General features: G+C 52.9%; 30 protein-coding genes. 20 read left to right on the forward strand and 10 right to left on the reverse strand.

All coding sequences use genetic code 11. The features are described from left to right. Positions 1–29: 29 nt before the first annotated feature. From rfaP to rfaQ, 3 genes are read right to left on the reverse strand one after another with little or no spacing between them, the layout of a single operon-like run. Complete coding sequence (gene rfaP, locus F0Q32_RS14875) at positions 30–827, reverse strand: lipopolysaccharide core heptose(I) kinase RfaP (RefSeq protein ID WP_149463704.1); 798 nt, start codon at positions 825–827, stop codon at positions 30–32. Next, entirely contained in the window at positions 820–1,944 is a 1,125-nt protein-coding gene (locus F0Q32_RS14880) for a glycosyltransferase family 4 protein (protein WP_149463705.1), read from the reverse strand. The genes rfaP and F0Q32_RS14880 overlap by 8 nt, the downstream gene beginning before the upstream one ends. Next, positions 1,941–2,990 carry a lipopolysaccharide core heptosyltransferase RfaQ gene (gene rfaQ, locus F0Q32_RS14885; RefSeq protein ID WP_149463706.1) on the reverse strand — a complete coding sequence of 350 codons (1,050 nt, stop codon included), beginning with the start codon at positions 2,988–2,990 and terminating at the stop codon, positions 1,941–1,943. The genes F0Q32_RS14880 and rfaQ overlap by 4 nt, the downstream gene beginning before the upstream one ends. 398 nt (positions 2,991–3,388) lie before the next feature. Between rfaQ and waaA the strand changes: the two genes are divergently transcribed. Further along, positions 3,389–4,666, forward strand: coding sequence for a lipid IV(A) 3-deoxy-D-manno-octulosonic acid transferase (gene waaA, locus F0Q32_RS14890; RefSeq protein WP_149463707.1), 1,278 nt, complete (start codon positions 3,389–3,391; stop codon positions 4,664–4,666). Between the two features lie 7 nt (positions 4,667–4,673). Next, complete coding sequence (coaD, locus tag F0Q32_RS14895; RefSeq protein WP_149463708.1) at positions 4,674–5,153, forward strand: pantetheine-phosphate adenylyltransferase; 480 nt, start codon at positions 4,674–4,676, stop codon at positions 5,151–5,153. 37 nt (positions 5,154–5,190) lie between these two features. On the opposite strand, the gene mutM is transcribed toward coaD, so the two are convergent. The 4 genes from mutM to radC all read right to left on the reverse strand — a co-directional run bounded on the left by mutM (position 5,191) and on the right by radC (position 7,408). Next, the gene (mutM, locus tag F0Q32_RS14900; RefSeq protein ID WP_149463709.1) at positions 5,191–6,000 is read right to left on the reverse strand and encodes a bifunctional DNA-formamidopyrimidine glycosylase/DNA-(apurinic or apyrimidinic site) lyase; all 810 of its coding nucleotides are present in this window, start codon (positions 5,998–6,000) and stop codon (positions 5,191–5,193) included. A 98-nt stretch (positions 6,001–6,098) separates the two neighbouring features. After that, positions 6,099–6,266: a 50S ribosomal protein L33 gene (rpmG, locus tag F0Q32_RS14905; protein WP_003024094.1), complete on the reverse strand. Its 168-nt coding sequence runs from the start codon at positions 6,264–6,266 to the stop codon at positions 6,099–6,101. Positions 6,267–6,286: 20 nt separating this feature from the next. Continuing rightward, positions 6,287–6,523 (reverse strand): 50S ribosomal protein L28, encoded by a 237-nt coding sequence (rpmB, locus tag F0Q32_RS14910; protein ID WP_002436699.1) that lies wholly within the window; start codon positions 6,521–6,523, stop codon positions 6,287–6,289. 219 nt (positions 6,524–6,742) lie between these two features. Next, positions 6,743–7,408 (reverse strand): DNA repair protein RadC, encoded by a 666-nt coding sequence (gene radC / locus F0Q32_RS14915; RefSeq protein ID WP_149463827.1) that lies wholly within the window; start codon positions 7,406–7,408, stop codon positions 6,743–6,745. A gap of 173 nt (positions 7,409–7,581) precedes the next feature. On the opposite strand from radC, the gene coaBC reads away from it, so the two are divergent. The 3 genes from coaBC to slmA all read left to right on the forward strand — a co-directional run bounded on the left by coaBC (position 7,582) and on the right by slmA (position 9,988). Beyond that, positions 7,582–8,802: a bifunctional phosphopantothenoylcysteine decarboxylase/phosphopantothenate--cysteine ligase CoaBC gene (gene coaBC / locus F0Q32_RS14920; RefSeq protein ID WP_149463828.1), complete on the forward strand. Its 1,221-nt coding sequence runs from the start codon at positions 7,582–7,584 to the stop codon at positions 8,800–8,802. Then, positions 8,780–9,238, forward strand: coding sequence for a dUTP diphosphatase (gene dut, locus F0Q32_RS14925; protein ID WP_149463710.1), 459 nt, complete (start codon positions 8,780–8,782; stop codon positions 9,236–9,238). Before coaBC ends, dut begins: the two co-directional genes overlap by 23 nt. Before the next feature lie 153 nt (positions 9,239–9,391). Further along, complete coding sequence (gene slmA / locus F0Q32_RS14930; protein ID WP_108476537.1) at positions 9,392–9,988, forward strand: nucleoid occlusion factor SlmA; 597 nt, start codon at positions 9,392–9,394, stop codon at positions 9,986–9,988. On the opposite strand, the gene F0Q32_RS14935 is transcribed toward slmA, so the two are convergent. The 3 genes from F0Q32_RS14935 to rph all read right to left on the reverse strand — a co-directional run bounded on the left by F0Q32_RS14935 (position 9,985) and on the right by rph (position 12,665). Next, positions 9,985–10,944: a reverse transcriptase family protein gene (locus F0Q32_RS14935; RefSeq protein WP_149463711.1), complete on the reverse strand. Its 960-nt coding sequence runs from the start codon at positions 10,942–10,944 to the stop codon at positions 9,985–9,987. The two genes, slmA and F0Q32_RS14935, sit on opposite strands and share 4 nt — an antisense overlap. 298 nt (positions 10,945–11,242) lie before the next feature. After that, the gene (gene pyrE, locus F0Q32_RS14940) at positions 11,243–11,884 is read right to left on the reverse strand and encodes an orotate phosphoribosyltransferase (RefSeq protein ID WP_149463712.1); all 642 of its coding nucleotides are present in this window, start codon (positions 11,882–11,884) and stop codon (positions 11,243–11,245) included. 64 nt (positions 11,885–11,948) lie between these two features. Further along, complete coding sequence (gene rph / locus F0Q32_RS14945; protein WP_149463713.1) at positions 11,949–12,665, reverse strand: ribonuclease PH; 717 nt, start codon at positions 12,663–12,665, stop codon at positions 11,949–11,951. Positions 12,666–12,790: 125 nt separating this feature from the next. Here rph and F0Q32_RS14950 point away from each other — a divergent pair, with 125 nt between their 5' ends. From F0Q32_RS14950 to F0Q32_RS15020, 15 genes are all read left to right on the forward strand, one after another. Beyond that, complete coding sequence (locus F0Q32_RS14950) at positions 12,791–13,654, forward strand: YicC/YloC family endoribonuclease (protein ID WP_015962460.1); 864 nt, start codon at positions 12,791–12,793, stop codon at positions 13,652–13,654. Positions 13,655–13,843: 189 nt separating this feature from the next. Then, complete coding sequence (locus tag F0Q32_RS14955; RefSeq protein WP_149463714.1) at positions 13,844–15,112, forward strand: site-specific integrase; 1,269 nt, start codon at positions 13,844–13,846, stop codon at positions 15,110–15,112. Positions 15,113–15,204: 92 nt separating this feature from the next. Then, complete coding sequence (locus F0Q32_RS14960) at positions 15,205–16,086, forward strand: hypothetical protein (protein WP_087713536.1); 882 nt, start codon at positions 15,205–15,207, stop codon at positions 16,084–16,086. A 105-nt stretch (positions 16,087–16,191) separates the two neighbouring features. Continuing rightward, entirely contained in the window at positions 16,192–16,410 is a 219-nt protein-coding gene (locus F0Q32_RS14965; protein WP_055322430.1) for an AlpA family transcriptional regulator, read from the forward strand. Then, the gene (locus tag F0Q32_RS14970) at positions 16,410–16,844 is read left to right on the forward strand and encodes a hypothetical protein (RefSeq protein ID WP_055322429.1); all 435 of its coding nucleotides are present in this window, start codon (positions 16,410–16,412) and stop codon (positions 16,842–16,844) included. Before F0Q32_RS14965 ends, F0Q32_RS14970 begins: the two co-directional genes overlap by 1 nt. 13 nt (positions 16,845–16,857) lie before the next feature. Continuing rightward, complete coding sequence (locus tag F0Q32_RS14975; RefSeq protein WP_149463715.1) at positions 16,858–17,445, forward strand: BRO family protein; 588 nt, start codon at positions 16,858–16,860, stop codon at positions 17,443–17,445. Next, the gene (locus tag F0Q32_RS14980) at positions 17,406–18,158 is read left to right on the forward strand and encodes a host cell division inhibitor Icd-like protein (RefSeq protein ID WP_255475356.1); all 753 of its coding nucleotides are present in this window, start codon (positions 17,406–17,408) and stop codon (positions 18,156–18,158) included. Before F0Q32_RS14975 ends, F0Q32_RS14980 begins: the two co-directional genes overlap by 40 nt. Continuing rightward, positions 18,155–18,367 (forward strand): hypothetical protein, encoded by a 213-nt coding sequence (locus F0Q32_RS14985; protein ID WP_033144715.1) that lies wholly within the window; start codon positions 18,155–18,157, stop codon positions 18,365–18,367. Before F0Q32_RS14980 ends, F0Q32_RS14985 begins: the two co-directional genes overlap by 4 nt. Beyond that, positions 18,364–18,990: a hypothetical protein gene (locus F0Q32_RS14990; protein ID WP_149463716.1), complete on the forward strand. Its 627-nt coding sequence runs from the start codon at positions 18,364–18,366 to the stop codon at positions 18,988–18,990. Before F0Q32_RS14985 ends, F0Q32_RS14990 begins: the two co-directional genes overlap by 4 nt. A gap of 9 nt (positions 18,991–18,999) precedes the next feature. After that, a complete protein-coding gene (locus F0Q32_RS14995) occupies positions 19,000–19,341 on the forward strand; it encodes a hypothetical protein (RefSeq protein WP_149463717.1) in 342 nt (113 codons plus the stop codon). After that, entirely contained in the window at positions 19,334–22,093 is a 2,760-nt protein-coding gene (locus F0Q32_RS15000) for a TOPRIM and DUF927 domain-containing protein (RefSeq protein WP_149463718.1), read from the forward strand. Before F0Q32_RS14995 ends, F0Q32_RS15000 begins: the two co-directional genes overlap by 8 nt. Positions 22,094–22,479: 386 nt before the next feature. Further along, entirely contained in the window at positions 22,480–22,914 is a 435-nt protein-coding gene (locus F0Q32_RS15005) for a single-stranded DNA-binding protein (protein ID WP_000126715.1), read from the forward strand. Positions 22,915–22,925: 11 nt separating this feature from the next. Beyond that, the gene (locus tag F0Q32_RS15010; protein WP_055322296.1) at positions 22,926–23,237 is read left to right on the forward strand and encodes a PerC family transcriptional regulator; all 312 of its coding nucleotides are present in this window, start codon (positions 22,926–22,928) and stop codon (positions 23,235–23,237) included. A 570-nt stretch (positions 23,238–23,807) separates the two neighbouring features. Beyond that, the gene (locus F0Q32_RS26555) at positions 23,808–24,377 is read left to right on the forward strand and encodes a hypothetical protein (RefSeq protein ID WP_055322295.1); all 570 of its coding nucleotides are present in this window, start codon (positions 23,808–23,810) and stop codon (positions 24,375–24,377) included. Positions 24,378–24,546: 169 nt separating this feature from the next. Beyond that, the gene (locus F0Q32_RS15020) at positions 24,547–25,560 is read left to right on the forward strand and encodes a hypothetical protein (RefSeq protein WP_055322294.1); all 1,014 of its coding nucleotides are present in this window, start codon (positions 24,547–24,549) and stop codon (positions 25,558–25,560) included.

Consider the following 25,560-nt stretch of genomic DNA (forward strand, 5'->3'; position numbering starts at 1 on the left):
CGTCTTGCGAAACAAATAATTAGTTTAGGCTACAAATGCTTTCTTTCTGTTCGTTCTCTGATACGTTCAGCTTTTGCTGCCGCCTGCGCCATCAGATTTTTCTCGTCGTGCAAAATCTCTCGCAACGGCTTCGCAAAATAAACCTTCATAAAGCGGAAGATGTCTCGCTGAGTCAGGCCGATATTCATTGAAGAAAAATAGAGCCCAATCAGGTCCTTATCACGCCAGCGCAGCGGTACCTGGCTACGCATTTGCGCACGGTGCAGATCGATAATTGAAATCTTCAGATGCTCTTCATTGCCATCAAAGGGCAGATGCAGCAGAAAGTGGCAGATGTAGCAGTCGCGATGGTTAATCCCCGCCAGGTGCATCTTTCTCACCATCGTCGCGACACGGTTGATGATCATCCGTTTTACGCGCGGCTGTGGCGGATTGTTGACCCAATCTGCGCAGTAATCTTCCAGACTGATGGTCGGGGTCAGATCTTCGGTGATGATAAACGACACTTTGCGCACCGGATTCAGGCCTTTTTCGCCATAACCTACGCCGCACATGGTATCCACGCCGACATCACGCAATTTATGAATCGCGTTCCACTCTCTGTCTGCGCCAAGTACCGGCATACGCAAAGAAAGCAGGTTTTTCACCACTTCTTTCATCGCAGTGCCACGGTGCCACTTCAGAAAGTAGCTTTTCCCGGCCAGTTCAAAACGCAGCGTACGACGCGTTTCCAGCTCTCTGAAAACTTCCCCCTGCAATTTTTTTACCTCTTCAAACGGATCTTTTCCGCGCCAGAGGGTCGCAAGAGGTTCTTTCAACTCAACCATGAACATCACCAATTATGATATCAGCCGCCTTCTCAGGCAGGCTGTAGAGATCCTGCGTATCCGCGTAATGGCGGGCATTTTCAGCCCATGCCTGGCGGAGTTGCGGATTCGTCAATGCATTGCGTAGCGCATCATTTAGCGCCGACTGTTTCCAGGGCTCGCCCAGTACCTCACCGCAATTTGCCGCCGCGATGTAGTGCGCGTAGCCGCAAACTTCACTTACCAGTACCGGCAGGCCGCCGGTAATCGCCTCGAGCAGCACAATCCCGGCCGCTTCCTGATAGGCCGGATGAAGTAAAACATCGGCGGCAGCCATCAGTTCAGAGACGTCGTTACGCCCCGAGAAAAAGTGGACGTTCTCACGCACGCCGCGCTTTGTTGCCAGCGCTTCAAAGCGCCCGGGTTTATCCTGACCCACAACATACAGCGTGGTTTTGCAGCGAAGGGCATCCGGTAACGCGGCCAGCGCTTCAATCGAGCGGTCCACACCTTTTCGGCTGAAATCGGAACCGACCTGAAGCAACAGGAAATCGTGTTCGCCAATACCGTTTTTCGCGCGATAAACCGCGCGGGCGTCGGGAATTTGCTGACTATATTTACGATCCGGGTAAATTCCTGGTGGCAAAATATGGAAGCGCTCAGGTTCGGTTTGATAATGCTTCTGGAAATCGGCGATTTGCTTATTCGTCAGCATCAGTAATTGCGTTGGTTTGCCTTTCTCAAACGTGGCGCGTTCAAACGCCGCATAGTGACGATAGCGGGCGGTCAGGCGATAGAAAAAGCCTTTCTCCTGCGCCACTTTCTCGGCATAACAGACGTCGGCGGCGTAATACACATCCAGACCCGGCATTTTATTAAAACCAATAATACGATCCGCCGGATGTGCTTTCAGATGCGTCTGCACCCACGCGTAATACTCGGCGTTGCGCCCGTGGTTGGTCCGCGATTTCACCGGAACGGTTACCAGCTCAAACTCAGCCGGACAGTCACCCTGCCAGGATTGCGTATAGACGCGCACGTGATGACCGCGCGCCGCAACGGTTTGAGCAATGCGCAAAAAATCGCGCTGCAGGCCACCGAATGGAAAATATTTATAGAGACAGAAGGCGATGATCATAGCGCCTCTCCCGACGGCAACATTTTCTCCGTTGCCGCAATCACATCGGCAGCAGGAATAACGGACATATACTTTTTATTGCGATCGAGCTGCGAGCGCGGCGGCATCGCCTGATAATTCCCGGCCCAGAACTGAATAATGTCTTCGGTCCACGGACGCCAGAAAACATGGTCAGTCGCGCCAAACAGACAAATCACCGGCGTTTTTACCGCAGCGGCAATGTGACCGGGTGCCGAATCGACGCCAATAAACAGTACGGCATGGTCGATTAACGCGCCCAGTTCGGGAAAGCGCGTTTTACCCGCAAGGCCCGTCACCGGGCGAGATGCACACTGTGCCGCGATATCTTCTACACAGGCGAGGTCTTCCGCGCCGGGCCCGGAGGTCAACACCACCTGATAGCCACGCTGCTGGAGCGAATCGATGACCTGCGCGAATTTATCGTTATCCCAGCACTTGAACGGCTGGCGCGCGGTCGGCTGAATGACGACATAGTTTTCACCCACTCCGAAAGCATCCAGTTGCTTTCGCATACGCTCCCAATGTTCCGGCGCGTAAGGCATAGATGTTTCCAGACAGGTTTGAGTTAACCCCAGCGGCGCCAGCGCAGAAAGGTTGCGCAGCACACAGTGTTCGCCCTGAAACGGCGCAAGGTGGGTAAAGCTTTTTTTCCAGAATGCCGACTGGCGATGGGCGAAATCCTGGGAGATTTTGACGTTGGCATTCAACAAACGCACCAGCACCGCAATCATCCATTGATCCGTCAGATTGACAATCAGGTCATACTGATTCGCTCGCAGGGTTTTCACCAATCCGTAAAAATTCGCTATTTTCGCGGTTGCCGCTGTGCCTTTATTGCTGATGCCATATAACGCATTGATTTCCGGATTTTCCGAAATAATGGGGATCGTATCCTGATACAGCAGCATATCGATTTTCGCATCAGGGTAATTACGTTTCAGCGTGCTGATAACTGGCGTAGTCAGCAACATATCCCCATGAAAACGCATTTTAATAACCAGAATTCGGGTGAACGTTTTTTCCACAAGCGGCTCTTTATGATAATAACCAGTCGGAATTGAAAAAAGGCACGCTACCGCCCCAGGCTTACAGTTACCTGATTACTGACGTCGTGCTCTAATTGCGGCTTAGTGTATCACTTATTCCTGAGCAAACCGAATTGAATATTTTTTAACCTTACTTAAGTATATTCTCTGTTAAAACAATGAGTAATATGATTGCATAAGTGGTTTTGTTTAAGGGCGAGACCGTTGGGTCGCGCCGGAACAACCTCAATTAATCATATAAAAAAGCAAATATAGTTTAACGTTTAATGGCGCAAAGCCATTTTTCCCGCTAAATCAGCCCAAATCGGCAAAAATGATGGTAAAGGTTGGGCTAAATACTTAGAATCCTCAGCACATTCCTAAGCCAGCTGCGTACTATGCTTCAATTGCTCTACACATCACTCCTCTACCTTATTCAGCCGTTGATCTGGATACGGCTTTGGGTGCGTGGACGTAAAGCGCCGGCATATCGCAAACGTTGGGGCGAGCGCTACGGTTTTTATCGTAAGCCGCTGATGCCGGGCGGCATTATGCTGCACTCGGTTTCCGTTGGCGAAACGCTGGCCGCCATTCCGCTGGTGCGCGCCCTGCGCCATCGCTATCCCGATCTGCCGATTACCGTGACCACCATGACGCCTACGGGCTCTGAGCGCGTCCTTTCCGCCTTCGGCAGCGACGTACAGCACGTTTATCTTCCTTACGATCTCCCGGACGCCATCAACCGTTTCCTCGATAAAGTCGATCCAAAGCTGGTGCTGATTATGGAGACCGAGCTGTGGCCAAACCTGATTGCCGCACTGCATAAACGTAAAATCCCGCTGGTAATTGCCAACGCACGCCTGTCTGCGCGTTCCGCTGCGGGTTATGCCAAACTCGGCAAGTTTGTGCAGACGCTGCTGCGCCGAATAACGCTCATTGCCGCGCAAAACGAAGAAGACGGCGAACGGTTTATTGCACTGGGCGCGAAACGCAATCAGCTATCGGTCACCGGCAGCCTGAAGTTTGATATCTCCGTGACGCCACAGCTGGCGACGAAAGCCATTACCCTGCGCCGCCAGTGGGCGCCGCATCGTCCGGTATGGATTGCCACCAGTACGCACGAAGGCGAAGAGAGCATCATGCTGGAAGCGCATCAGCAACTGCTGAAAACCTTCCCCGACCTGCTGTTGATTCTGGTCCCGCGCCATCCGGAACGTTTCCCGGACACCATCAACCTGGTCCGCCAGGCCGGTTTAAGCTTTATCACACGCTCCTCTGGCGAAGTTCCCTCGGCGAGCACCCAGGTTGTAGTGGGCGACACGATGGGCGAACTGATGCTGTTATACGGCATTGCAGACCTCGCATTTGTAGGCGGATCGCTGGTTGAGCGTGGTGGACATAATCCGCTGGAAGCGGCGGCGCACGCCATTCCGGTTCTCATGGGGCCACACACGTTCAACTTTAAAGACATCTGCGCGCGTCTCGATCAGGCCAGCGGCCTGATCACGGTGACCGACGCCGCGTCGCTGGTGAAAGAGATTTCCTCTTTACTGACCGACGAAGATTATCGTAATTTCTACGGTCGACACGCAGTTGAAGTGCTCTACCAAAATCAGGGCGCGCTACAGCGCATGCTGCAACTGCTGGAACCTTATCTGCCACCCAGAGCGCACTGAGGCTGTCATGCAAAAACGGGCGATTTATCCAGGCACGTTCGATCCCATCACTAACGGGCATATCGATATCATTACCCGCGCGAGCAAAATGTTCGATCGGGTGATTCTGGCAATTGCCGCCAGCCCCAGCAAGAAACCGATGTTTGATCTCAATGAACGCGTCGCGCTGGCACAACAGGCGATTGCGGATCTGGATAACGTAGAAGTTGTCGGTTTCAGCGATTTGATGGCCAATTTTGCTCGCGATCGGCAGGCCACTATTTTGATTCGTGGCCTGCGCGCGGTGGCGGATTTTGAATATGAAATGCAGCTGGCGCACATGAACCGTCATCTGATGCCAGAACTGGAAAGCGTGTTTTTGATGCCGTCAAAAGAGTGGTCGTTTATCTCCTCTTCTTTAGTCAAAGAGGTGGCGCGTCATCAGGGTGATGTCACCGACTTCCTGCCGCCTAACGTCCATCAGGCGTTAATGGAAAAGCTCAAATAGCCGTTTGCCGGATGACATCATCCGGCTCGCAACCCACTCATTTCTGACACTGACGGCAATAAAATGTCGCGCGCTGTGCGTGTTTGGTGGCGATGATCGGCGTTCCGCAAACCCGACACGGCTCGCCCTTGCGACCGTATACCTGTAACTCCTGGGCAAAGTAGCCCGGCTTACCGTCGCTTTGCAGGAAATCTTTCAGGGTGGTTCCGCCCTGCTCAATCGAACGCAACAAGACCGCCTTAATGGTGCTGACCAGCAGCGCGCACTCCTGCGGCGACAGCGACGAGGCGAGTCGGTCAGGATGAATCCCCGCCGCAAAAAGCGATTCGCTGGCATAGATATTCCCTACCCCGACCACCAGCTTGTTATCCATCAGCCAGGGCTTAATCGCCGTTTTCTTCTTCGCGCACTTCTGTTGCAGGTACTCGGCGTTAAATTCGTCGCCGAGCGGCTCAGGGCCGAGATGTGCCAGCACGTTGTGCCCTTCCAGCTCTTTAGTCCAAAGCCAGGCGCCAAAGCGGCGTGGGTCGGTATAGCGCAGCACTTTGCCGTTGCTCATCACCAGGTCGACGTGATCGTGTTTCTCAGCCGGGAGTTCTTCCGTCAATATGCGCAGGCTACCCGACATACCGAGATGAATGATAATCCAGCCATCCGGCAGTTCCAGCAGCAGATATTTGGCGCGACGTTGAACGCTGAGAACGGGTTTGTCACTCAGGCGGTGGATTTCATCGGAGACGGGCCAGCGCAGACGTCCATTGCGGATAATCGCATACTGGATGGTTGCGCCAACCAGATGCGGTTCAATGCCGCGGCGGCTGGTTTCGACTTCGGGTAATTCAGGCATAGCGTCTCCGACTGTCTAACTGATGTCTTCAATATGGGGACGGCCAGAAAACAAAAAACCCCGCCGAGGCGAGGTTTTTCGTGACATCGAATCTAAAATTATTTGATTTTAGCTTCTTTGTACAGAACGTGCTGACGGACAACTGGATCGAATTTTTTCAGTTCCAGTTTTTCCGGTTTAGTACGTTTGTTCTTCGTGGTGGTATAGAAGTGACCAGTACCAGCAGAAGAAACCAGCTTGATTTTCTCACGAATACCTTTAGCCATGATTTATTTCCTCTAAGTACTTAGTACTTTTCGCCACGGGCACGCAGTTCAGAAAGAACTGTATCAATGCCTTTTTTATCGATTACACGCATACCTTTAGCAGATACGCGCAGGGTGACAAAACGCTTCTCGCTCTCAACCCAGAAACGGTGAGAGTGCAGGTTCGGCAGGAAACGGCGTTTAGTCGCGTTCAGTGCGTGGGAACGGTTGTTACCGGTCACCGGACGCTTGCCAGTAACTTGGCAGACTCGGGACATGTCTATTCTCCAAAAATCAAATTAGCTCGAGCTTCGTATGGGGTATCGGCGCCTCGTCAGGCTTTACAGCCCGGTCATCGCATAGTTCTAAGTGAACTCTCGATTGCCAGGCCCAAATGCCAAACCCGAGATTCTCAAAGGTGGCGTAGTATACGCTGACCCGGCGTTATGCTCAAGTCCCGAACAGACAAAGATCCCGGTGGATCGCGTAATAATCGGCTAAATCCAGCCGCGTTCGGCAAAAGAGACATACTCACCACGCCCAATAACGAGGTGGTCAAGGACGCGTATATCCATGAATTGGCATGATTTTACCACCCTTTCGGTGATAAGTCTGTCTGATTTACTGGGTTCAGCACTCCCTGAAGGATGATTATGCGCAAGGATCACCGCAGCCGCGTTCACTTTGATGGCTTCTCGTACAATCTCGCGCGGATGCACCTCCACGTGGCTTAATGTGCCGGCAAAAAGTCGGCTGTGTTTTAGTACCCGATTCTGGTTGTCGAGAAAGATCACGATAAAGATCTCACGCATTTCGTCGCTGAGCTGACTTTGCAAAAATTCACGCGTCATCTCCGGGCTCAGTAGCGCGTTTCGAGCCAACACCCGCAGGCTAAAATAGCGTCGCGCCAGTTCAGCGATGCCTTTTAATTGCGCGTACTTCGCCAGCCCCATGCCGTATTGTTCGGTGATTTCCTGTTCCGACGCCGAAAGCAGCTCATACAGTGAGCCAAAATGATGCAGTAAATCACGCGACCAGGTCATAACGTCTTTGTCCCGCGTGCCGGTGCGTAAAAACAGCGCCAGCAGCTCCACATCGGACAGTGATTCGATGCCCATTTTCTGCATTTTTTCGCGCGGCATCAGCGCATCTGAGCTATCCATATCGGCTCCTCCCTGACAATGTTCGCCATCCTGCCACAGCAACGTGCGACCTGCGCGGGTCACTTTTTACTCTTGCGTAGCCCCTCGCAAAGTGGATACTCCCTAACCGCACGACCCCGAAAATATTGTGATAAAATCCCACTTTCAGATGAACTCGACAGGAAAGAATCATGATGAGCCTGGCCGGAAAAAAAATTGTTCTCGGCGTGAGCGGCGGTATCGCGGCCTATAAAGCCCCCGAACTGGTGCGCCGTCTGCGCGACCGTGGCGCCGAAGTACGCGTTGCCATGACCGAGGCGGCGAAAGCTTTCATCACCCCGCTGAGCCTGCAAGCCGTCTCCGGTTATCCGGTTTCCGACAGCCTGCTAGACCCGGCGGCAGAAGCGGCAATGGGCCACATCGAGCTGGGAAAATGGGCGGATCTCGTGATTCTCGCCCCCGCCACGGCTGACCTTATTGCTCGCGTAGCGGCTGGTATGGCCAACGACCTGGTTTCCACCATCTGTCTGGCGACACCATCACCGGTTGCCGTCGTGCCGGCGATGAATCAACAGATGTATCGTGCGTCAGCCACGCAGCATAATCTGTCCGTTCTGGCATCTCGCGACCTGCTTATCTGGGGCCCGGATAGCGGAAGCCAGGCCTGCGGTGATATCGGACCGGGCCGCATGCTCGACCCGTTAACCATCGTCGATATGGCTGCGGCGCATTTTTCGCCTGTCAAAGATCTGCAACATCTGAACATCATGATTACGGCGGGCCCAACCCGCGAACCGTTAGATCCCGTTCGCTATATCAGCAATCACAGCTCCGGCAAGATGGGCTTTGCTATTGCGGAGGCTGCCGCTCAGCGCGGCGCAAATGTCACTCTGGTGAGCGGCCCGGTGTCGCTCGCGACGCCTGCCTTTGTGCAGCGCATTGACGTGACAACCGCGCAGGAAATGGATGCAGCCGTGCAGGCTGGCGCGCAAAAGCAGCATATTTTCATTGGCTGTGCCGCCGTCGCTGATTATCGAGCGGCCGTCATTGCCGATGAAAAAATTAAAAAGCAGGACACGCAGGGCGATGAATTCATTATTAAAATGGTGAAAAACCCGGACATCGTGGCAGGCGTTGCAGCCCTAAAAACGCACCGTCCTTATGTTGTCGGATTTGCCGCCGAAACGAATAATGTGGAAGAATATGCGCGGCAAAAACGCGCCCGCAAAAACCTCGATCTGATCTGCGCTAACGATGTATCACAGGCAAATCAAGGCTTTAATAGCGATAACAATGCATTACACCTTTTCTGGCAGGACGGCGATAAGCGCTTACCGTTAAGCAGCAAAGCGCTGCTGGGCCAACTTTTACTGAACGAGATCGTTACCCGTTATGATGAAAAAAATCGACGTTAAGATTCTGGACCCGCGTATTGGTCAGGAATTCCCGCTGCCTACCTATGCAACGCCTGGCTCTGCAGGGCTTGATCTGCGCGCCTGCCTTGATAGCGCAATCGTACTGGAGCCGGGTCAAACGACGCTGCTGCCGACCGGTCTGGCGATTCACATCACCGATCCTTCTCTGGCGGCGATGATGCTGCCGCGCTCGGGTCTGGGCCATAAACACGGTATCGTTCTGGGTAACCTGGTGGGCCTTATCGATTCTGATTATCAGGGGCAACTGATGGTCTCAATCTGGAACCGTGGGCAAACCACCTTCACCATCGAACCTGGTGAACGCGTCGCACAAATGATTATTGTCCCGGTCGTGCAGGCCGAGTTTAATCTGGTAGAAGATTTCGATGCCACCGAACGTGGCGAGGGCGGCTTCGGCCACTCCGGGCGTCAGTAACCGGTCCTGTCTCTGCCCGGCTTCATGCAGGGTGGAGACATTTGAACGCATCCCACAGCGTCATAATGCAATAACATCACTGCAAATTCGGATTTGCGGTCACTGTGTGGATGTCTGCCTGACGAGCATTTATTTTCAGGGGTATTTTAGAACATGGCAGAAAAGCAAACTGCGAAACGGAATCGTCGCGAAGAAATACTTCAATCTCTGGCGCTGATGCTTGAATCCAGTGATGGTAGCCAACGCATTACCACAGCAAAACTGGCGGCTTCAGTTGGCGTTTCCGAAGCGGCGCTCTATCGTCACTTTCCCAGCAAAACACGCATGTTCGATAGCCTTATCGAGTTTATCGAAGATAGCCTGATTACCCGCATCAACCTGATTTTAAAAGATGAAAAGGACACCACCGCGCGTCTGCGCCTGATTGTTCTGCTGATCCTCGGGTTTGGTGAGCGTAATCCTGGCCTGACGCGTATTCTCACCGGCCACGCGTTGATGTTCGAGCAGGACCGCCTGCAGGGGCGTATCAATCAGCTTTTTGAACGCATTGAAGCCCAGCTGCGTCAGGTGTTGCGCGAGCGAAAAATGCGTGAAGGTGAAGGCTACGAGACGGATGAAACCCTGCTGGCAAGCCAGCTGCTCGCCTTCTGTGAAGGAATGCTCTCTCGCTTTGTCCGCAGCGAATTCAAATATCGCCCCACCGACGATTTTGACGCCCGCTGGCCGCTCATGGCCACGCAGCTTCGCTAACGTGTCTCAGGCAGAGCAATCTGCCTTATCATTTGCTGCACATCATGCAGCGCCTGTCTGAACCCCTGATCGTCCGGGTTAACCTGTAGCAGCCAGGCTATTTTCCCCTGCAAACGTTGAAGATAACGCAGAGCCGATTCTGTCGGCTGTCCGCTGTGGCTAAGGTGCGACGCAACACCAAATTTCCGGCAGAAATGCACTTCCTGACGCAACAATCGCCGCTGTTCGCGGGAAAGTTGCAGCTTTTCGTTCACCACGATACCCGTCACCGTCTGTTGTTTATGCGCGGGTATCTGCGCTGTTTTGCGTTTATTCAGCCGTAACCCCCTTTCAGCCAGCAGCGCAGCGACTTTAATGCGCACCTGCCGGGCGGAAAACTCGCCGGAAAAGGTCATATCGTCGCAGTAACGCGTGTAGGCAATATGGCGCTCCTGACACCAGCGGCCCATCCGTTCATCAAAACTCCGCATGACCAGGTTCGAGATCGCCGGCGAGGTGACCGCCCCCTGCGGTAACGCATCGCGATAACAACAAAGGTGGGTCAGCATCGTCACCACAGCGTTGGGTAATGTGGTCTGCCGGAAAACCCGCCACACCTGTAGCCCACTGATATTGTCAAAAAAGCCTTCAATATCAAGCTTCAGGATCTGCGGTTGAGAAAGATGAGGCCGCGCGTTGTGCGCCACAGTACTGCCGGGGCGATAGGCCGTTGCAAAGGGTGAAACAGGGAAATGCGAGAGGACGTTCTTTAGGATATTGCGCTGCACCGTTTTCAACAAATAATCGGGTGCCAGGATCTGCCGCTCGCCTCCGTCGCGCTTCGACAACATGATAGCCCGGTAATGCTTCGACGTGCTGTTGCTGAGTGCATACAGCCTGCGTATCTCTTCGTTCGCGCTCCAGCCCGGAGAGCTAAATAAGTCCAGCGCCAGAAGGCAAACCCGGGTCGCATCCATTCAACGCTCCACATCGCTGAGAAAAGTGGGTGCCAACAGCGGCGATACTCGAAAACCATCCCGAAGGCGTGGAAATGTACTTCGCGCGACAGCGCGCGCACGTGAAACGTGCCGAGATACAATGGAACGACTTTGGGTATATGAGTGAACTGCGGGCGTTAAGTCGGCGACTCGCCGACCCTTCTGGATAACTCCAGAAACGCTATCGCCACTGCTGGCACAGAAAGCATAGCATGGGCATTGCGGGGAAAACCACTCGGCACATCACGCTGCGGGCGGATACCCGCAGCGTGATGGATCAGACGCCGTACGCTTCGCGATAGGCGCGAACAGCGGCCAAATGCTCCGCCATGTCGGGTTTTTCTTCCAGATACGCAATCAGGTCTTTCAGGGTGATGATGGAGATAACTTTGCAACCGTAGTCGCGCTCCACTTCCTGAATCGCCGAAATCTCGCCACGGCCACGCTCCTGACGATCGAGAGAGATCAACACCCCAGCAAGCGTAGCGCCGTTGGCCTGAATGATTTCCATTGATTCACGGATCGCCGTACCAGCGGTGATAACATCATCCACCAGCATTACGCGCCCCTGAAGCGGGCTACCCACCAGGCTGCCGCCCTCGCCGTGATCTTTCGCTTCTTTGCGGTTAAAGCAGTAGGGCAGATCGCGGTCGTGATGCTCCGCCAGCGCAACCGCGGTGGTGGTGGCAATTGGAATACCTTTGTAGGCCGGGCCAAACAGCAGGTCGAAATCAATCGCGGAATCGACCAGCGCTTCGGCATAGAAGCGGCCTAACAACGCCAGATCGCGCCCGGTATTAAACAGCCCGGCGTTGAAGAAATAGGGGCTCTTGCGCCCGGATTTCAGCGTAAATTCGCCAAACTTCAGTACCTGCTTGCTAAGCGCAAATTCAATAAACTGGCGCTGATACGGTTTCATGGATTCGCTCCTTACTTACTTTTCTACGGACAAAAAAAAGGCGACTTCTCAGTCGCCTTAATAATCAATTTTCCAGCGCCGCCTTCTGCGTCGCTACAATGGATTCGATACCCCCTCGGGCCAACGCCAACAAGGTAAGTAGCTCTTCGTGGCTGAACGGCTCGCCTTCTGCGGTGCCCTGCACCTCAATCATGCGGCCATCTTCCATCATTACCACGTTCATGTCGGTTTCTGCTGCCGAGTCTTCAACATACTCAAGGTCGCATACTGCTTCACCGCCCACAATTCCGACGGAAACCGCGGCCACCATCCCTTTCATTGGGTTGGCTTTCAGTTTACCGGCGGCGACCAGCTTGTTCAGCGCATCGGCCAGCGCAACACAAGCGCCGGTGATAGACGCAGTACGGGTGCCGCCATCGGCCTGGATTACATCGCAGTCAAGAGTGATGGTGAACTCGCCCAGCGCTTTCAAATCAACCGCCGCACGCAGCGCACGCGCGATCAGACGCTGAATTTCCATGGTGCGACCGCCCTGCTTGCCCTTCGCCGCTTCACGCGCGTTACGGGTGTGCGTGGCGCGCGGCAGCATGCCATATTCTGCGGTGATCCAACCCTGGCCCTGGCCTTTCAGGAAACGTGGCACGCTCTCTTCAACAGACGCGGTGCACAGGACTTTGGTTTCACCGAATTCGACGAGCACGGAGCCTTCAGCGTGTTTTGTGTAATTACGGGTCAGGGTGACGGGACGCACCTGGTTAGCGCTACGGCCTGCTGGACGCATGATAAAATCTCCGGCTTGAAACGAATGTGGCTGCGCATTATACGGACTTCCGGCGGTTATTCCTATCCTGGCAGGTGAGGGATAGCTATAATCCCTCCATCACTCCTTTAAAAACAGGAACGTCTATGATCCGCAGTATGACCGCCTACGCCCGCCATGAAATCAAGGGCCAGTGGGGCAGCGCCGCCTGGGAACTGCGCTCAGTGAACCAGCGTTATCTTGAAACTTATTTCCGCCTGCCAGAACAGTTCCGCAGCCTGGAGCCGGTGGTCCGCGAGCGTCTGCGCACGCGTCTGACGCGCGGTAAAGTCGAATGCACTCTGCGTTTTGAGCCTGACGCCAGCGCGCAAGGCGAGCTGATCCTCAATGAGAAGCTGGCTAAACAACTGGTTAACGCGGCAAACTGGGTCAAAATGCAGAGCGATGAAGGCGAGATTAACCCGGTCGATATTCTGCGCTGGCCAGGCGTGATGGCGGCACAGGAACAGGATCTGGACGCCATTACCGCTGAAATTCTGTCGGCGCTGGATAAAGCCCTGGATGCTTTCATTATTGCCCGTGAAACGGAAGGTCAGGCGCTGAAAGCGCTGATCGAGCAGCGCCTGGAAGGCGTCAGCAATGAAGTCGCCAAAGTGCGCGCCCACATGCCGGAAATTCTGCAATGGCAGCGTGAACGCCTGGTCGCCAAACTGGAAGATGCCGAAGTTCAGCTGGAAAATAACCGCCTCGAGCAAGAACTGGTGCTGATGGCGCAGCGCATCGACGTCGCCGAAGAGCTCGACCGCCTGGAAGCGCACGTTAAAGAAACCTATAACATCCTGAAGAAGAAAGAGGCCGTGGGCCGTCGTCTCGACTTTATGATGCAGGAATTTAATCGCGAGTCGAATACCCTGGCGTCCAAATCCATCAATGCGGATGTCACCAATTCTGCGATTGAGCTTAAAGTTCTGATCGAGCAGATGCGCGAGCAGATTCAGAATATCGAGTAAGCTATCAGCAAGATTCACAAAGACGCATCAATCACATCAAGCCCGCAATCTAGCGGGCTTTTTTGTTGTCATGGGCTATCATAACGACGCAACAAAGCGCATGATTAGGGTGTACACAAAGGTGTACCCAATGAGGTTTGTGTACATCGCTTTGGGTACACCCCCATTCAAAGTTTGGATATTCGCAAAATGCCAAAACTGACTGATATGCAGATCCGCGCATGGATTAAGGCCGGGGAGCGATTCGAGGGACGGGCTGACGGGAACGGATTATATCTCCGCTACCGTGAAGCTGATAAGACCCCCACATGGAGATTCAGATATAAGCTTGCCGGGAAGTCACGAGCGATGCTAATTGGCTCTTATGCTGAACTGTCACTAGCCAAAGCCAGAGAAACCGCCAAAGAGCTATCCGCCCGCGTATCTTTAGGCTACGACGTTGCCGGGGAGAAACAGGAACGTAAAGCCAAAGCACTGGCAAAAATTGAAGATGAAAAAAACGCCATGCGTGTTTCTCAGCTTGCCGCAGAATATTTCGAGCGTCAGATCCTGCCGCGCTGGAAGCACCCTGACATTCTCCGTCGCCGCATCGACAAAGATATAAACCCCTGTATTGGTCAAATGAGGGTGGAGGACGTGAAACCACGCCACATTGACGACATGCTAAAAGGCATTGTTGACCGAGGAGCGCCAACCATAGCGACGGACGTTCTGCGCTGGACGCGCCGCATATTTGATTACGGAATTAAACGGCACGCGCTGGAGATAAATCCGTGCTCAGCCTTTGAGGTTTCGGACGCTGGCGGGAAAGAGGTTGCCCGTGAACGATGGCTAACCCGTGACGAGTTAATCAGACTGTTTCAAGCCATGCGACAGGCTAAAGGGTTTAGCCGCCAGAATGAGCTTACATTCAAGCTCCTGCTAACCTTATGCGTACGTAAAATGGAACTATGTGCCGCCCGCTGGGAAGAATTCGATCTTGAGGGGGCAATCTGGCATCTGCCAGAAGAACGAAGTAAAAACGGCGATGCCATTGACATACCGTTGCCGTCACCAGCAGTAGAGTGGCTGCGAGAACTGCGCACCTTTTCGTGCAATAGCAAATGGGTATTACCTGCCAGAAAGATGCAAAACCGCATGATCCCCCATATTCAGGAAAGCACCCTGCCCGTTGCGCTGACAAAGGTTCGCGCTGAAATGCCCGATGTACCCAACTACACCATTCATGATTTCCGGCGTACTGCCCGTACCCATCTTGCTGCGCTGGGCGTTGATCCAGTGGTGGCCGAACGCTGCCTTAACCACAGAATTAAGGGTGTTGAAGGGATTTATAACCGCTACCAATATTTTGAGGAGCGCAAAGCCGCACTTATGTTGTGGTGTGATTTGCTGGTGGCACTGGAACGCGGTGAAGATTACAACGTGACGCCTATCATAAAGGCGCATAAGCTATCGTAAGAACAGATTGAGCCTAGTTCGACGGGACGAAAAGCGGATAGCCTTACCGCCTGACTCAATCCTATTTTAGGCATTGCGTGAAAGGTTACGCTATGAGCAAACTGTTCCAGTTAAAAAGTTGGTTGACCATCGAGGAAACCGCAAACAGGTTAACCACAACACTCGGTGAAAAGGTATCTGTAGCCGATTGTCTACAATTGGCTGTAGAAGGCCACATTACAATTTCAGCAATGCTGGATGAAGGCCGTTACGCTATCGCATCACAGGTCATCAAAACATCACAACGAAAGGTTTGTGAAAAATGGATTATTGAAGCCAATAGCGACGGCGCAATAATTAGAACCATTGCTGGTGATGAGTTCTATTCTAACGAGCAACTAGATTATGAATACGAAGATATAGAAAGAGTCAGTGATGTTTTTCGTATAAATCATGGCATATACGATCTACCGATGGTTGGGGCAGAATCTTTAGATGTTATGCACGAGTTTGACCTTTCACGCGACAAGGTTCCCCGTGAATTTCACAACATGGAAGGTGCTTTCCTCTTAACAGAATTTGGTCTGGTGAATATTCTGAACGCGTTCAATGAATATGCCATCAAGTCAGATGAAAATGGAAAACCTAAACTGTACGACAAAGAATCACAGAGGTTTGTTGACTTTAGCCTCGATGGTTATCATCCCTTTTTCTATCCTGCTGATGGGCTGGGTAATGTCGAATTCGTATTCAGAAAAGAAAATATTGAAGAATTTGAAAAGAAAACACTTAGTGATAACAACAGTCTCCTGAACCTCGATGAAAGCCTTTTATTGCTTGGCGCGGTGCTCAGCGCTTTAAAAAAAGCCGAACCAACCTCTAAAAGGTGGACACAAGAAGCACTCAAAGCAGAAATGCTGGATAGGGGTTTAAAATTAAGCTCCCGCTTACTGGATGAATATTTCTCATCGGCTAACAAATCTTTTAAATCATAAAGTTAATTTCGCAGCGAAAATCCATTTTTCGTTGCGATGACATCGAATCCCCCAGATCACATTATTACCGTAACTTCAACAGCTATCACAGGAGTTACAGGACATATGACAGCACATCAAGCGGCAATCTCCGCTATTCCAACCACAGGGTACATCCGTCGTTTCCGCCTTCCAGAAATGCTGGGTGTATCCATGCCAACCATTGACCGCTGGGTTAAGAACGGCACGCTGCCGCGCCCGGTAAAACTCACCGATAACGTGACCGCCTTTGATGCGGTAGAGATTAATAACTGGCTGGCTGAGCGCCGGGGAAAGGTGGCGTAATGGAAAAGAAAAACCGCCCCGGACAGCAGGCGGCTAACTCAGATATTCGCACGTCTGATATTACGCCGACCACCAGCCCGGTACAAGTACCTAAGCGTACCCCAAAGAAACACCGCGCCCGCGTCTATATGCTGCGTACTGGAGTAGAGGGATGGACAGAAAATGACATCCTACGCTACTGCCGTCTCTCATCCGGGCGTAATTATGCGTCTGAACTGGAGCGCCAGCTTGATATTCAACTGGAGCGTATCGATGAGAAAAACCCGGATGGTATCGGCGCACACCTGCGCTACCGTTTTTCCTGCCGTGGCGACGTTCTCAAGGTCATCCAGCTTGTGAACCATAACGCAGCCATTAATGAACATCACGGGTTATCTCAGCAGGATATTACCGACATTCTGAACCTCTACCCGGACGCGTTTAACGCCGCATAACGGAGCCTGACAAATGAAAATCGAAAAAAACCGATTCAATTCGGAGGCCGCCCCACAATCCTGCGTTACCCAGAAAATTATTCCTCATGCAGTCGAGGGAGATATTTCCGTTATTCGGTTTGAGGGCATCAAAGTTCGCATCGTCAATATGGACGGCGATCCGTGGTTTATTGCCAAAGACGTTTGTGAGGCACTAGAAATAGCCGATCACAAAGTCGCATTACGGCGATTAGATGCCGATGAAAAGGGGGAGTGTTTAACACCCACCCCCGGTGGTTGGCAGGTTATGCGTACCGTCTGCGAATCGGGCTTTTACAAATTGATCGCCCGCAGCCGGAAGGCCAGCACCGCCGGAACGTTCGCACATCGTTTCACTAACTGGGTATTCCGCGAGGTTATCCCGTCTATTCGTAAAACTGGCTCCTATGGTGTGCCGTTCGCCTTCCTGAACGACCACAGCAAACGCAAAGCAGCTTACGACAAGAAGGCCAGCAAGCGCGGTAAAGACCTGCAAGCCTGCAAAGGTGAGAAATCCCGCCTAATCGCCGAAGAAGCTGAGCTATGGCGCAAATATCAGCCTCAATTGCCGGAGGTTCACTAATGCCCGCCGTCCAGAAAAGAGCCTTTCCCCTGGCTGGCCTGATGTATGCCTTGCGCGGGATCGCGTACGCACATGAGGGTAAAGCTGGCATAACAGTGCCAGCTAATGCCAGCTCCTCATTTTCTCGTCGTGGTGACGAGGAGAGTTTCGAGACCAGTACGCGCGTGCGCGAAGGTGAGTTTCTGGAGTCCATAAAAAAGGGCTTGCCGACTATCGCCAACCCGGTTTATGGTTATAGCGCACCAGCAAAATCTGGTGCCGGGATTGGTCTCCCGGAAATGATTAAGGCGATACACGACGCGCCTAGCGTCTTTTTTTGTGTCGTTAGCTCAGTACACCTCTTTTTCAACGATGCGGGTATAATCCGTGTCGCTCACAAAATTATGGTGGGCTGCGCGGGGGCTTCTTCGGAAGCGCCGGGTTCCTTGATCACCGGTAAGACCAACTCTGCGCAGTCCACCACCAACAAGATTGGTCTCTTCGGTGGTGGATATATTCCACTGATCAAGGAGGCTGCCGCTATGCTGGCTACTACCCCTACCCAAAATCCGCGATTCATCTGGTTAATCGCAGCCGTTCGCCGCGATATGCCGACAATTACCGCCAAAATCCATCACATTGCTGCTGAAACTGAGCGCGAAGCCCGCCGCACTCTGGCGCGGGATCACGTCTGTTTCTTTGCAGGCCGTATCCGTCTGGAGGTGGCAGCATGAGCAAAGTATCCCTGGCCGATTCAACCTGCCGTATCCAACAGGCGCAGGAAGTCCTGTCTCTCTGGCTTGAAGCGACGAATAAAAACGATAGCGGCACAGCTAACTTAATTGGCGCAATCATTTCCCTTCTGGATGGTATCCCCGAATTGATGGATTCAGCAGAGGATGAATTGGCTGGCATGGACTTAAAAGCGCGGGATAAAGCATGAGCAACGTACTGACCTTTAAATCGGGAAATCCCGACTTATTCCACGCCGAAGCCACACCGCACGGCGTCAATATCATGACCCGCAACGATGCCGGGATGTATGAGCATGTTGCTCTTATCAACTACGGAAAAGCTGTAGTACGTCTGGATGCGGGTGAGTATGACAATAAGCCCTGTGAAGGATTTGCCCTGCATTTTGCAGTGGCTGACGGCGGGGCGCGTGGCTGGTTCGACTTCACCGCGCAGCATAACGTCACTATGTGGCGCTGGCTGATTGCTGCGACGTTCGTTTCTGAGATGAAGCGCGAGAACGGCACCATCACGGTTACTGAACCTGACGGCACATCATCGCAGGTAGCGATTTACTCCAATGGTGATGCGGGCATGGTGGTTTACCCGTTTGCTGAACGGCTGGCGATGGCAAACAACATCGAGGGAGCCATGATTGAGCGCTACGGCATTGAGCAGGGGACGGAGAACGCCATTGTGTTCTACCGCGCCATGCTGGATGCGGAGCGCGGCGAGCTGACCCCGTTCGGACGTGAAACGCTGGCAGAGCTACACGATCACTTTATTGCTGATCTGGATAAAAACGGCTGGCCTGAAATGCCAGCGGCGCACTGAGGGGGCGAGATGATTACCAAAAACTTCCGACTGAATGCGCTGGCGAACCAGTACGCGGCGGCACTTTACAACCACATCACGGCTATCAATGGTGGCAATTACTTCATGGTTGACGCGGCAGGCCAGCAAATCCGTGTGGAACTGGTGGGCGGCATCAGTGGCACACGCCAGCTTATTGATGGTTACGCGCTCGAAGCACTCAAAGAGGCATACCCTCAGTGGGAAAGCATCGGGATCACCATGCTGGAGAAATGCGTTAATGCTGGTGGCCTGACTGATACCGGGCGCGAGATATGGCAAAGCATGATTAATGATATGGGCGCGACCGTGGCAGGAGGCAACCATGCGTAATATCGACCTTATCCGCGAAGTGACCACCGCCGCTGCTGGTAACTGGCCTTATGTGCTGGCTGGCCTGTCTATCGACGTGCCTGATTCATCACGCCGTCATGCCCCCTGCCCTGCATGTGGCGGTACGGATCGCTTCCGGTTCGACGACAACGGTCGCGGTAGCTTTATCTGTAACCAATGCGGCGCGGGCGACGGCTTAGACCTGATTAAGAAGGTGAACAACTGCGACACTACAGAGGCGGCACAGCTTGCCGCTGATGTGCTGGGTATTGATTACCGGGCAGCGCAAACCGACCCGACGGCAGCGAGCCAGAGAAGGGAGCAGATGGAAGCTGACCGCCAGCAGCGTGAGCAGGAACGCCAGCAGCGGGCGGCAGAGGACGCAGAGCACCGCCGGGCTACGTTTGCCCGTCTGTATGGTGAAATGCGCCAGAGCGTCACGCATGGCGAATCTGAATACCTGAAATCAAAAGGGCTGACCGGGTTTAATTACCCCATTCTGCCCGATGGTTCGCTATTACTGGCGCTGGTGGACGAGTCCGGCGCAGTCACCGCCGCGCAGACTATTAACCCACAGGGGGAAAAGCGACTTCTGACAGGTTCGGCAAAGCGCGGGGCATATCACGCCGTACATGAGCCAGAAGCGCCTCAGAGCGTGTTAATTGCTGAGGGGCTGGCTACCGCCCTAACGTGTCACTTAATTCGTCCTGACGCGCTGACAGTGGCAGCAATCGACGCGGGCAACCTGCTGCCCGTGGCGGAGGTGATGCGCCGGAAGCACCCGGACGCGCAGATCATTGTTGCCGCCGATAACGACCACCACGACGACCAGCCGAACACCGGGAAGACAGCGGCAGAGAAAGCCGCCTTATCCGTGGCTGGCTGGGTATCACTTCCACCGACTGACTATAAAGCCGACTGGAACGACTACCACCAGCAGAACGGGCTGGAAGCCGCTACAGCGGCATTTACCGATTCGACGTACCAGCCACAGGGGGAAGGCGTGAGCGTGCAACTGAAAGCGATTGAGGGCGGCAAAATTACGGCAACGGATAGCGACCCGCTAAAACCACGCATAGAAAGCCGAAAAGACGGCGTTTTCTGGGTATCGCCAAAAGTGGACAAGGACAGCGGAGAGATTATCAATCATGAAAGCTGGCTGGCCTCACCAATGGACGTTATCGGAACCGGGCGCGACGACAAAGACCAGTATTTGATAATCAGGTGGGCGGCCTTTGGCGCAGATGCCGCAACAACAGCAGCTATTCCACTGGCTGACATTGGCGAGCGCGAGGGATGGCGCACCCTGAAAGCGGGCGGCGTTAACGTCACCACAAAAAGCAGCCTGCGGGCGATCCTTGCCGACTGGCTACAGCGCAGCGGTTCGCGTGAATTGTGGCGCGTTGCTCATGCGACTGGCTGGCAGTGCGGGGCGTACATCATGCCAGACGGGGAAATCATCGGCACGCCTGAAAATCCTGTACTGTTCAGCGGGCGAAGTTCAGCCGCCGCCGGGTATACCACCGCAGGAAGCGCGGAAAGCTGGAAAAGCAGCGTTGCACGTCTGGCCTACGGTAATTACGCCATGATGACCGGGATCGGCGCGGCACTGGCTGCCCCGATAATCGGGCTGGTGGGCGCTGACGGTTTCGGCATTCATTTCTACGAGCAGTCGAGCGCAGGCAAAACCACCACGGCAAACGTTGCCAGCAGCTTATACGGCAACCCTGATTTACTCCGCCTGACGTGGTACGGAACGGCGCTGGGGCTGGCTAACGAGGCCGCCGCCCACAATGACGGCCTGATGCCACTGGATGAAGTGGGGCAAGGCGCTGACCCGGTAAGCGTGTCGCAGTCTGCCTATGCACTGTTTAACGGCGTGGGGAAATTGCAGGGAGCGAAAGAAGGCGGGAACCGGGATTTAAAGCGCTGGCGTACCGTGGCAATCAGTACCGGGGAAATGGATTTAGAAACGTTCATTGCTTCCGCCGGACGCAAGGCAAAGGCGGGGCAACTGGTGCGCTTGCTCAATATCCCGCTGAGTAAAGCCGTGCGCTTTCATGACCACCAGAACGGCAAGCAGCACGCCGACGCACTGAAAGACGCTTACCAGCACCATCATGGCGCTGCCGGGCGGGAGTGGATCAAGTGGCTGGCAGACCACCAGCAGGAGGCTACAGAGGCTGTCCGGGAGTGCGAAGCCCGCTGGCGCAGCCTTATTCCTGCTGACTATGGCGAGCAGGTACACCGCGTAGCTGCACGCTTTGCCATTCTGGAGGCTGCTTTGCTGCTGGGCGAGGTTGTCACCGGATGGGATGCGCAGACGTGCAGGGATGCGATACAGCACAGCTATAACGCATGGCTGCGGGAGTTCGGCACAGGTAACAAAGAGCACCAGCAGATCATCGAGCAGTGCGAGGCGTTTCTTAACGCATATGGATTGAGCAGATTTGCGCCCTTCCCTTACAGCCCGGCGGATCTACCCATAAAAGACCTTGCCGGATACCGACAGCGCGGAGAGCATGACGATAGCCCGAACATTTTTTATACGTTTCCGGCAGCGTTTGAAAAAGAAATTGCCAACGGTTTTAACCCAAAGCAATTCGCAGAAGCGTTAAAAATGGCGGGGATGCTTACGCCGCCGAACAGTGGGCGCGGGTATCAGCGTAAGTCTCCACGCATTCAGGGGCGGCAATTTAATGTTTACGTGTTGAGTTATCAGCCGGAGGACTACAGCCAGCCAGAAGAATAATTTTCTTCATGTGCGTAGTTTTGATGTTGGTTCAGTTAGTTCAGTTGGTTCAATTTGTAAAGATCGTTGTTATATAAGGATTTTATTTTTAATTTTGAACCAACAGTGAACCAACAAATACCACTTTTGAACCAACACAGGGAAACGGGACTTTTTCACTGGCTGGCAGTGAACCAACAAAACAACCCGCTGAACCAACACAAAAACGCAAATGTTGGTTCAGCCAAATCCAGTAATGGCGCGGGCTGGCGGGCAGTGAACCAACTGAACCAACTGAACCAACGTTATTTCTGTATATATGAAAAAAAACTGGTGAAGGTGTCCCACAATAAGGCAGTGCCGGGCGGCGTTCATTAGCAAAACTAATAATCAGAGGTGTTCGCAAAATGACAGCACAAATTTCAGCATACGGGCGGCTGGTGGCAGATCCCCAGACCCGCACCACAACGAACGGTAACAACATGGCTATGGCGCGGCTGGCGGTGTCGCTCCCCTGTAATGCGGCAGAGGCGGGAGAGTCAACCTTCTGGCTGGGCGTTATTGCTTTTGGAAAGCAGGCCGATGCGCTGGCGAAGCACCAGAAAGGCGACCTTGTTAGCGTGGCGGGCAATATGCAGGTTAACCAGTGGACAGGGCAGGACGGTGGCATACAGACCGGGTATCAGGTGATTGCAGACAGTGTGATCAGCGCCAGAACGGTACGCCCCGGCGGGAAGGCAGGACAGCAGGGACAGGCAACGGACGCGCTGAGACGTGCGCAGCAGCCATCCCGTGATGAATACGACCAGCGCCCACCATTCGACGATGAAACGCCATTCTGAGGGAGATAAGCATGGTCAACGATAGTAAAGCAGAGGCTCTGGAAGCAAAGGGGCTGTATCGTAGGGCTGCGACGCGCTGGCAGGAAGTCATGATGCTTTGTGCTGAGGACGATGATCGGGAATGGGTAAAGCAGCGCCGTGATATGTGTCTGACGAACGTGAAGCGCCCGCCAGTGAAAACCGATGATTATGGAGATCTGCATAAAGCTGTCACCGAAACGCAACACCGCATGGGGATAGCGCAACCGAACGGTAACGCCTTCCGGTTAAATGGCGGTAAGAGGCAACGACAGGCCACCAGCGGGGGTGATGGTTCGCAGTAAGGTTCGCACCAAAACGGCTGTAAATTCTGGACTGTTCTTGACAGATTTTAAACACTCGTAGCGCTAAACCCGCGCCAGTCGTGGGCTGGAAGCCAGAACGTGATTTAGGTTGTCCAAAATATTCTGGTTCGCGCCACTGGTTCGCAGTACGCAGTCAGGTACGCAGCAAAACTGCGCATTCAGCGTGCGTACCATCTGACGAATTCTAACGGCGGCATTGCGAATGCGTAGTAAATTGCGCACAACGAAATGCGAATTCGCAAAATAGCTGAGAGGACTGATATTACTGGCGCAGGTTAGTCCATTCGCAGTTGGTAGCGCCACGGATATGCTAAGTTTTGATAAGGTTTTGGGCGCAGTAAATTGCGAATTGCGCAGTTCACAAAAAATCTGCGCAAAACGAAACGGATACCAATGCGCAAACCATCCTCAACCCCGTGCGGTTACTGGCTTTATTGATGTGAAATTGCAAAATTGGTGCGCAATTTACAGTAAAATACGCATATTATTTCGTATTCAATTTGCGCACCGTTCGCAGTTAATGCGCAGTAATTCGCAGGAGGCCAGCCAGTGAGAGACAGAACGCGCAGCTATACCACGGACTTACCCCGCATTGGTCTGAAATTCCTCGCGCACATCCGCAGCAACTTGGTGGACGCAGTACCCGGTACACAGCTTTCCTGCCAGACAGAGTGCGGAACCCTGTATATCTTCCGACAGGCAGACGGCTACGCCATGACAATCAACGGCGTTACACGGGCAATCAGAATCACGACCACACAGGCTGGCTACGGCGTTCGGCAATGGTACGTTTGCCCCCATTGCGTGAAACGGGTAGCGAAGCTGTATATCGGCTCGAAGGATGTAGGCTGCCGGGAATGCTGGAAACTCCACTACAAAAGCCAAAGCGGAGATAAATTAGATCGGATGCGTATGAGCATACGCCGCCAGCGGTACGCCATTTGGGGAGACGGCGAGCAGTTTCGTAATCTGTTTAACCACCCGAACACTTTTCCTAAGCCAAAGGGTATGCGATGGGAGACGTTCGAGCGGAAGTTAGGCAGGCTTATAATGTATGAGGCTGCATACTGGCGGGCGTTCAGTCCGGTTGTGGACAAGATCACCGGGCGTGTGCGGTAGTAATTCGCCGAACTGCTAATACAAAGAGCGGATACAACCAGACAGGGGCAATCACCATGACGCCACATTTTAGGGCGGTGATCACGTAGACTATCAGGAGGAGGGGTAAAAATATTTGCAGTATAATGTTACCTTGTGATGCTTCACGCTCCCTCTTAAGGCGATGGATATGGCTAAAGATCTTACTACCTCCGCACACGACCGACAGAACATACTTAATAACGCCTATGCACTAACTCATGCTGAAAAACATATGGCCTTAGGTGGGATTGAGTTCAATGGCGAACGGCTTTTTACAAAAAGTCAGCTAATGGAGATTTTTGGTATCAGTGATGCCACAGTAGAACGATATATCGCAAATCATAGCAATGAACTCAAAAACAATGGCTATCGACTCATAAAAGGAAGAGAGCTTAAAGAATTCAAGGGGTTAGACCATGTCTCCTTCATCAATGAGGGTAACAAGGCACCTACTATTGGGGTGTTTAATTACCGAGCTGTTCTGAACTTTGCCATGCTGCTGGTCGAAAGTGAGCAAGCCAAGATTATACGTACACGCCTGCTTGATATTGTCATTGATACTTTAGCTGAAAGGGCTGGTGGGCATACCAAGTACATCAACCAACGCGATGAGAATTACTTATTGGCTTCTTTTCAAGAAGAAAGCTATCGCAAGCAATTCACTGATGCTCTAGATGAATGCGTTGAGGGGAACAATTGGAAGTATGCAAAGTTTACCAACCTTGTATATCAAAGCATCTTTCACGAAGACGCAGCAGAGTACCGTAAAGTATTGAATCTTGCGCAAAAAGAAAAGATACGGGATACCATGTATTCCGAAGTCCTAACTCTTATTGCTGGTTTCGAATCTGGTATTGCACATGAATTAAAACAAGAATTCTCTCGTTTAGGCCGAAAGCTTACACAACCGGAAGCCGAAGCTCTTTTTAAACAATTCGAATCCCATCCATTGTTTAAACCTATGATGCTGGATGCTAGAACCAAAATGGCAAGTAGGGATCTCTGTTTTAGAGACGCGCTGCATGAAAAGCTTGAGGCATACGTAAGAGCTGTACCTGAAGGCGATTTTGAGCGTTTTCTTGGAGAAAAAAGCAAGTCATTAGAGGAAAGGCTGAATGACCCTGAAACCCTAGAAGTGTTTAAAAGACTGAAAGATCGCTAG

Origin of the sequence: Pseudocitrobacter sp. 73 (assembly GCF_008369545.1) — a bacterium.
GTDB lineage: Bacteria > Pseudomonadota > Gammaproteobacteria > Enterobacterales > Enterobacteriaceae > Pseudocitrobacter > Pseudocitrobacter vendiensis.